Source organism: Psychrobacter proteolyticus (assembly GCF_039762275.1).
Classification (GTDB): domain Bacteria; phylum Pseudomonadota; class Gammaproteobacteria; order Pseudomonadales; family Moraxellaceae; genus Psychrobacter; species Psychrobacter proteolyticus_C.
The window spans coordinates 148,729-157,137 of the sequence record NZ_JBDLOB010000008.1 but is presented as its reverse complement, the minus strand read 5'-3'; the positions used below and the strand labels follow the sequence as shown (position 1 = coordinate 157,137).

Sequence of the window (8,409 nt, the reverse complement as noted above, 5' to 3'; positions counted from 1 at the left end):
CAGCGTCAGCATCAGCGTCAGCATCAGCGTCAGCGTCAGCATCGGCATCGGCGTCGGCATCGGCATCGGCGTCAGCATCGGCATCAGCATCAGCATCAGCATCAGCATCAGCATCGGCGTCTGCATCAGCATCGGCATCAGCATCGGCATCGGCGTCTGCATCGGCGTCTGCATCAGCATCGGCATCGGCGTCGGCGTCGGCATCGGCGTCAGCATCGGCATCGGCATCAGCGTCTGCATCGGCATCAGCGTCTGCATCAGCGTCTGCATCAGCGTCTGCATCAGCATCGGCATCAGCATCAGCGTCTGCATCGGCGTCTGCATCGGCATCAGCATCGGCATCAGCATCGGCATCAGCATCGGCATCAGCATCGGCATCAGCATCGGCATCAGCATCGGCATCAGCGTCTGCATCGGCATCGGCATCAGCGTCAGCGTCAGCGTCAGCGTCAGCGTCAGCGTCAGCGTCAGCGTCAGCGTCAGCATCGGCATCGGCATCGGCATCGGCGTCAGCATCGGCATCAGCGTCTGCATCAGCGTCTGCATCGGCATCGGCATCAGCATCAGCGTCAGCGTCAGCATCAGCGTCAGCATCAGCGTCAGCGTCAGCATCAGCGTCAGCATCAGCGTCAGCGTCAGCATCGGCATCGGCGTCGGCATCGGCATCGGCGTCAGCATCGGCATCAGCATCAGCATCAGCATCAGCATCAGCATCGGCGTCTGCATCGGCGTCTGCATCGGCATCGGCATCGGCATCGGCATCGGCATCAGCATCGGCGTCTGCATCAGCATCGGCATCGGCATCGGCGTCGGCATCGGCATCGGCGTCAGCATCGGCATCAGCATCGGCATCAGCATCGGCATCAGCATCGGCATCAGCATCGGCATCAGCATCGGCATCGGCGTCTGCATCGGCGTCGGCATCAGCATCGGCATCGGCGTCGGCGTCTGCATCGGCGTCACTATCATCACCACTGCTTGAGAAAGCAGCACCTGCAATACCAGCACCTGCTAGACCCAACAACCATGGTAGAGCTGCAAAACCTTCAGCTTCTGTGGCCCCAACCCACCAAGGACTTATTTGTGGATCTCCGCCTAATGATTGACTTTGTGCCTCACCTATTTGTAGTTCAGTGACATAGTCTGTCACTTCGCCTGTATCAGGAAGATAGTAGTAATAGTTACCATCTTCAGCAATACCTATTAATGCATTATCTGCATTATCATAAAACCCCTCAATAATAAGGTCTGGGCCCTGTCCGTCATTTTCAAAAGAAATATGAAGGCTGTTATCTACTCTTTTAGTAATAACATTATTTGGTGCACGATTAACAGTTGTATCAAGCAGCTCGTAATTAGTCCTATTAACAGCTTTAATTACTGTAGGCGTTTCATTTTTCAAGACCACTGTATGCTCAGCGATTGTCTCAACTTTATTATTGATTTTCACAATTATAGTATTCATAAGACCGTCCTTGATTGACTAATTTTGACTAAATATAAACACAGCTGTTCGATAAGATATTAATATTCCATAAGGCGATAATGAAAATACCTCTAAATCATTTTTCCAAAGAACTTTGGATAACTACACTTATAAAGATATAATTATATGTAAAATTAACTAAATCCTGACTAAACCGCTAGCTTTCTAACAGTACTCTAAAAACCTTTTGTTAAAAAAACTTTACTATATATTTCATTGTTTAAATTAACTTAACAAACTATTTATATCTAACAAAACGAATATAAAAATAAAATATTTTTTTAACTTATGATAGTGACGTAAGAGAAATATCAATCTTTCTTAGCGATGCATTCTATCAACAAATATCCAATTTACAAACAATTTAGAGAACTTTTGTTACTTATTATTAAACTTTGTAAATATTCATTTTTCATTAGAAAATACTTGTATGCGTTTCATAGCAAGCTTCGAATATATTTTGTGCTATTACTTTTATAATAATACGCTAGGTTTATAGGTCAACACAGTTTCTTTATTTAATTGTAAACAATATTCTATTTTACAAATATAATCTTATTTTTACAGAGTACATAATTCTTGAATCAACCTGTATAGGTACGTTTCAGTAGTTAAGGTCATAGATAACGAGTAGGTTCGATAAAGAGAAAATAACCATAATAAATTTTTTATAGATGAATATTTTTTAAGGATTAGATAGTAAACCAATCAATAATAATCACTCTCATTTCTTATAAAAATAAATAGAATTTTTGATGGTAAAAAGACAAGATTAGCCAAAAGCGCTTTTTAGAAGCATTCTGTTTAATTGCTTAGGCTAACTTTCTAGAAGAAACTACTTGGAAGGTTGTTATTTTTTAGAGGTAGATGAAAAAAGATGATACTTGGTATCTTTTTTTGATGAAGTTCACATAAAAATGAGTATTATTTATAATAACATTAAGGTTATGAAGAGATAATTTGGTACGTCATAATTAAGAATTAGAAGTACCAAATTATTTTTATATTTTGTCTATACAACTAATAAATATTATTTAAGTTTCCTCAATGTCTAAACCGATGACATGATTAAGATGGCCAGTTTTTAAGTATATGATTGCACCCTCCATCCCTGCTTTTATTTGTACGCTTTCATCTACCGGTAGGCGTATCCAACTATTTTGCTGATATACCTGTCCACCCTCTATTAGCTCGCCTGCTACAACTAATATTTCTGCACCGCCATGGACTGTCTCAGTGAATAGCAACTCGCCTGCATCGATACGCTGTAGACTAACGTGCTCTACCCCATTGAAAAAAAGCGGGCAGACAGTACGGTTGGCTTGTTGCTGCCAATTAGCATCATTATAAGTGTCGATAGCCACATGCTGCGTTTCGTCAGACGACATTTGCCGTAACTTGACGAGAATAACAGCACCTTCGTCACTATAAGGCCGATGACCTGAAGACGGTGGATTACGCAGATACCAACCTGCTGGATAATGAGTGTCATCTGCAGAAAAAGTACCTGATAGTACTAAAATCTCTTCGCCGCCTGGATGCAGATGATGCGGAAAGTAAGAGTTTGGCGCGTAACGTACAAGACTGGTAGCACGAGCCTTCTCTGCGCCTACACGATCAAGCATGACACGCTCCACACCATTTTGTGGTGACTTAATCCATTGATGTGCTTTAGAGGTCAGTGAAGCACGTTGTGAAAAATCTGCATTAATTAGCATAGAGTATTCCAAAGGTATTAAATGATTAGGGCGTACCCACAATATAAAACCGAGGACACGCCCTAGACGATAAACACAAATATATGACGTTATTACCGCACTAGAATGACCGGCGATAACGTGCTAGCGATAATTTCTGTCGTTGTACTTCCGAGAAACAGTTGCTGCCATTTCGAATGTCCGTACGCACCCACCACCATAATGTCGACATTGTTCTCTACCTGAAACTTTAACAATCCATCTACCGCATCAGAAGCAGATAAGTGATGTGCCTCAACGACAAACCCAGCATCTTCTAACTGTGCGGCGGCCGCGCTCATACTTTGCTTGGCGGCGTCGTTATGATTGCCCACCATCACGATGTGACCTTTTAAACCTTTTAATAGTGGACTTTTTGACACCATTCGTGCCGCTTTAATAGAAGTTTTGCTACCATCGAAGGCAATCATATAGGAGCTTGGCTCTTCAAATTTCTCTGAGCAAATCAATATAGGTATATCTGACCCACGAGCGACCGTCTCAATCTGACTACCAATATTGATCCGACTGTTCTTATGATCTTCTCCGCGGCGGCCCATCACAATCGCACGATTTTCTTCTTTAAAATGCTCAATACTAGGAAGCAACTTGCCGTGGCGTTGATAAACGCGAACATTGACATCAGTGAAACTGCTTTGAATATGGCTTTTTGCATCTTGTACCAGTGCATTACTATAGCTGTTGACGACTTTTGCTCTTTGCTCATCCAATTGGGACAACTCTTCTAATAAAAACTGGCGGCTATTTATGCCTATAGCACCTGATAAATCTCGTCTGGTCGATGCTGGTATGTCACTGACATGCAATAATCCAACAGGTACGTTTAATTTACTGGCATACCACGCTGCATAGTCACAAACCGATTCAGTCACTGCCGAGCCGTCAATACAGGCCAAAATGTGCTGTGATGTTGTCATAATCTGTCCTCAAATTTAATTATTTAATCCTATACAGCTTATTAGTTCTGAACAAGCTATGCTCTTTGGCTTATGTTCTCTGACTTATAATCTTTAGCTTATGCTCTCTGGCTTATGTACTCTGACTGGGGTATGTTTCATTTACTTCATAATAGTTATCTTTCAAAAATTATCTTATCAAGTAAATTTACCCCTTCATTTGATAATAACCAATTTAAACGGCTTCATCCAGCGATGTGTGCGACCCTTTTGCAATAATTGCAATTTGTTACTGACAGCATCGTGCATGGCTCACCGCAGACTGATATCTAGCTATATATAAAGTCTTATCATTGTCTGACCACATGCGCTAGCAAAGTTTGCTACAATGTATTTTTTAGCATTTATGATTTCGGTAACGTTATTTAGGTGATTGGATTATGGCAAAAAATGCCCTACAGGCTCAATTATTAAAGGCTGGCTTGGTTGATAGCAAAAAGGCCAAGAAGATCAGCAAACAAACGCAACATGCCAAGCGTACTGGTGACTCAGAAAGCGTCGAAGCAAAAAAAGCGTTAGCAGAGGCGCAAGCTCAAAAGCTAGAAAAGGATCAAAAGCTTAATCAAGAAAAACAGCGCGTATTGGAAGAAAAAGCATTAAAGGCCAATATCGTCCAAATGATTAAGCAGCATCAGATTACTGAGACAGAAGGTGAGGTCAGCTATCAGTTTGTCGATGAGTCCAAAGTAAAGAAAATCGCTATCACTCAGAAACTGTACGATCAAATCGTGGCTGGTCACGTAGTCATCGCACGCTTGGAAGAAGGCTACGCGCTATTGCCTCGTCCATTGGCGGATCGTATCGATTCAAAAATGGAAGGCTTTATGGTTGTGTCCAACGACACTGCCGAAGAAGCATTGGCAGAAGATGATCCGTATGCCGCTTATGTGATTCCAGATGATTTGATGTGGTAAGGCATTATTCTACTGCTGTTGGCTTTACTATAGTGTTATAAGCATCCCCTCAAAAGCCCTTTATAGAATTTACATTCTATAAAGGGCTTTTTGCATTTATACAGGTTAGGCAAATCTTTATAACGCAAGATAAACATTAAATGTGTCGATAGACTCAATCAAAGGTACACAAATCGGGCTTCTTTAACCTAACATTGCTGGTTTGGTTAAAGAAAGTAACCCAACCCTATAATTGCTAGAATATGGATATAATCAACTTGAACAGTTATTCAATAACTACTACAATGCGTTTTTAGTACATTTTGTGGTAATACTTTGTTTATTTTTGAGTAATCGCTCAACATTGTTCATATTTTACCTATGTTTGTTACCTGATAGTTCGGTGCCATCGTGCCCATTTTATTTGCTTAATTTGTTCCAATTCACTTTTACTTTTTCTCAAAAAGAGATAATTCATGCCAAAACATTTGCCACTCTCACTATTGTTTCTTCGCCTTGGTGTTTTCATCGTATTCTTCTTTTGGACACTCGACAAATTTGTAAATCCTGAGCATGCCGCCAATGTATTTGCTAAATTCTACGCTTTAGAAAACTTGGGCATCACTATTGTTTATCTGATTGGTAGCTTACAAATCATTCTTATTTTCTCGTTTGTCATGGGTCTATTCAAAAAGTGGACATACGGCATCATTTTATTACTACATGCCGCTTCTACTTTTGCATCTTTTGGTCTTTACCTAACACCTTTTGATAACTTGCTGTTCTTTGCTGCATGGCCAATGTTAGCGGCTTGTATAGCGCTGTTCTTAATGAGAGACTATGACACCCTAACATTGGGTAAAAATACGTCTCCAGTATAAATGTCAGCGGCAGTGCTTATTGCTTAAGTAGTATAAATATCAGACAGCAAGACATAATTTATATACTATTAAGACTGCCGACTTAAATTTTTTATCGTAGTTAGGCGATTTAGATGATTCGATTTGATCGCCACGTTACTCAACTATAGTTACTTAGGTATTGTTACTTAAGTTTAGTTATTCAGATGATGAGTATTCTACTGCTTGAGTAACAACTACGATTTTAGCCTTCGCTCCCTTATTTGGCCGGATTTTCCATGATTAAAAGAATATTTTTAATACTATTAATATTGATATTAGCGGCAAGCTTTTTTTATTTTGACCTAAATCAATTATTGACGCTTGATGGCTTAAAAGGGTCGATGGCACAATTTAATGAATACAAAGCGCAGTCACCGCTATTGATTATCGGTGGGTTTTTCTTACTATATGTCGTCGTCACTGCCCTCTCCTTACCAGGCGCTGCGATTTTGACGCTCGCCGCTGGTGCGCTATTTGGTTTGGTTCAGGGCTTACTCGTTGCCTCATTTGCATCGAGTATTGGTGCTACCATTGCCTTCTTGGCATCGCGTTATTTACTGCGTGACACCATCAAACAGCGCTTTCCTGAGCGGTTGGCAGCTATTGATGCAGGCGTCGAAAAAGAAGGTGGGTTTTATTTATTTACCTTACGTCTGGTACCTATATTTCCATTCTTTTTGATTAACCTATTGATGGGTGTAACGTCTATTAAAACATGGACTTACTACTGGGTCAGTCAAATCGGTATGTTGGCTGGGACGTTTGTCTTCGTCAATGCAGGGACACAGCTAGCACAGATAGACAGCTTATCGGGTATTTTATCTTTCAACTTAATTGTCTCGTTTGCATTATTAGGTTTCTTCCCATTAATAGCAAAAGGAGTGTTGAACATGTTTAAAAAACGCCGTGTTTATAAAAACCACACCAAACCTAAAAAGTTCGATCGCAATATGATTGTGATTGGCGCAGGCGCTGGCGGATTGGTCACAAGCTACATCGCTGCTGCCGTCAAAGCAAAAGTCACACTGATTGAAGCAGGTGAGATGGGCGGTGATTGTCTCAATTATGGCTGTGTACCTAGTAAAGCCATCATTAAGAGCGCAAAAATCGCTGACCAAATTCGTCATGGGGAAAACTACGGTCTAGAGAACACCGTACCGCAGTTTTCGTTCAAAAAAGTGATGGCACGCGTGCAGCAAGTAGTGGCTGATATCGCACCACACGATAGCGTTGAGCGTTATACCAATCTGGGCGTCGATGTGGTCAAAGGCTATGCTAAATTAGTTGACCCGTGGACAGTAGAGATTCAACTGAATGACGGCGGCATGCAGACCCTAACGGCGCGGACCATCGTTATCGCCACTGGCGCTCGCCCATTTGTACCGCCTCTGCCAGGTATAGAAGAAACAGGCTATGTAACCAGTGACACGCTATGGACCAAGTTTGCTGAGCTAGAAGAAGCCCCGAAAAAGCTAGTAGTACTAGGCGGTGGTCCAATCGGTAGCGAGCTTGCGCAAAGCTTTGCTCGACTGGGTTCTAATGTGACGCAAATTGAAATGAGCGATCGCATTATGGGTAAAGAAGACCTTGAAGTGTCTACTTTTGCTCACCAGTCGCTTACTGAAAGTGGCGTCAATATTTTGACCTCACATCAAGCGATGCGCTGCGAGATGTGTGATGGCAAAAAATACATTATCGTCAAACACAATGAAACAGAAATCGATATCGAGTATGATGAGCTACTTTGTGCCGTTGGTCGTAGCGCACGCCTTGAAGGTTATGGTTTAGAAGCGCTAGGTATCGAAACCAATCGTACGATTGTGACCAATGAATATTTAGAGACGTTATATCCTAATATTTTTGCTGCCGGTGATATTGTCGGTCCATACCAGTTTACTCATGTCGCCGCTCATCAGGGTTGGTACGCCGCAGTGAATGGTTTATTTGGTAATCTGAAGAAGTTTAAAGTAGATTATCGTGTGATTCCGTGGGTTACGTTTATCGACCCAGAAGTCGCTCGTGTCGGTATCAACGAGCAAGAAGCTATTGATAAGGGCATCGATTACGAAATCACTCGTTTTGAATTTGAAGAGCTAGATCGCGCTATCACAGATGGTGCGGCTAAAGGCTTTATCAAAGTCATCACGCCAAAAGGTAAAGACAAAATATTAGGTGTGACGGTAGTGTCTGAACATGCAGGCGACCTAATCGCTGAGTTTGTACTGGCAATGAAACATAGTCTGGGTCTCAATAAAATATTGGGCACCATTCACAGCTACCCTACTTGGGCTGAAGGCAACAAATACGCCGCTGGCGAGTGGAAACGTGCACACGCCCCTGAGACTGTATTAAGCTGGTTAGAGAAATACCATACTTGGCGTCGCGGTTAATTAATGACAGTTTGCTGATCAGCGT

At 41.9% G+C, this 8,409-nt stretch carries 6 protein-coding genes; 3 read left to right on the top strand and 3 right to left on the bottom strand.

Annotated features, from left to right (window positions below; genetic code table 11):
- From ABFV72_RS11875 to ABFV72_RS11865, 3 genes are all read right to left on the bottom strand, one after another.
- Window positions 1-1,008: hypothetical protein (locus ABFV72_RS11875; RefSeq protein ID WP_347163895.1), on the bottom strand; the 1,008-nt coding region annotated here is incomplete at its 3' end.
- Window positions 1,009-2,520: 1,512 nt separating this feature from the next.
- Complete coding sequence (locus ABFV72_RS11870; RefSeq protein WP_347163894.1) at window positions 2,521-3,204, bottom strand: cupin domain-containing protein; 684 nt, start codon at window positions 3,202-3,204, stop codon at window positions 2,521-2,523.
- A 92-nt stretch (window positions 3,205-3,296) separates the two neighbouring features.
- Window positions 3,297-4,160 (bottom strand): universal stress protein, encoded by an 864-nt coding sequence (locus ABFV72_RS11865; RefSeq protein ID WP_347163892.1) that lies wholly within the window; start codon window positions 4,158-4,160, stop codon window positions 3,297-3,299.
- Between the two features lie 419 nt (window positions 4,161-4,579).
- Here ABFV72_RS11865 and ABFV72_RS11860 point away from each other — a divergent pair, with 419 nt between their 5' ends.
- The 3 genes from ABFV72_RS11860 to ABFV72_RS11850 all read left to right on the top strand — a co-directional run bounded on the left by ABFV72_RS11860 (window position 4,580) and on the right by ABFV72_RS11850 (window position 8,384).
- On the top strand, window positions 4,580-5,113 hold the full coding sequence (locus tag ABFV72_RS11860; protein ID WP_290176714.1) for a DUF2058 domain-containing protein: 534 nt from the start codon (window positions 4,580-4,582) through the stop codon (window positions 5,111-5,113).
- A gap of 455 nt (window positions 5,114-5,568) precedes the next feature.
- The gene (locus ABFV72_RS11855) at window positions 5,569-5,973 is read left to right on the top strand and encodes a hypothetical protein (protein ID WP_347163890.1); all 405 of its coding nucleotides are present in this window, start codon (window positions 5,569-5,571) and stop codon (window positions 5,971-5,973) included.
- Between the two features lie 362 nt (window positions 5,974-6,335).
- Complete coding sequence (locus tag ABFV72_RS11850) at window positions 6,336-8,384, top strand: FAD-dependent oxidoreductase (RefSeq protein ID WP_347163888.1); 2,049 nt, start codon at window positions 6,336-6,338, stop codon at window positions 8,382-8,384.
- Window positions 8,385-8,409: the final 25 nt, after the last annotated feature.

Excerpts from the sequence above, each read along its gene's own strand:
- ABFV72_RS11870 (WP_347163894.1), bottom strand. The coding sequence starts at position 3,204 with ATGCTAATTAATGCAGATTTTTCACAACGTGCTTCACTGACCTCTAAA.
- ABFV72_RS11865 (WP_347163892.1), bottom strand. The coding sequence starts at position 4,160 with ATGACAACATCACAGCACATTTTGGCCTGTATTGACGGCTCGGCAGTG.
- ABFV72_RS11860 (WP_290176714.1), top strand. The coding sequence starts at position 4,580 with ATGGCAAAAAATGCCCTACAGGCTCAATTATTAAAGGCTGGCTTGGTT.
- ABFV72_RS11855 (WP_347163890.1), top strand. The coding sequence starts at position 5,569 with ATGCCAAAACATTTGCCACTCTCACTATTGTTTCTTCGCCTTGGTGTT.
- ABFV72_RS11850 (WP_347163888.1), top strand. The coding sequence starts at position 6,336 with ATGGCACAATTTAATGAATACAAAGCGCAGTCACCGCTATTGATTATC.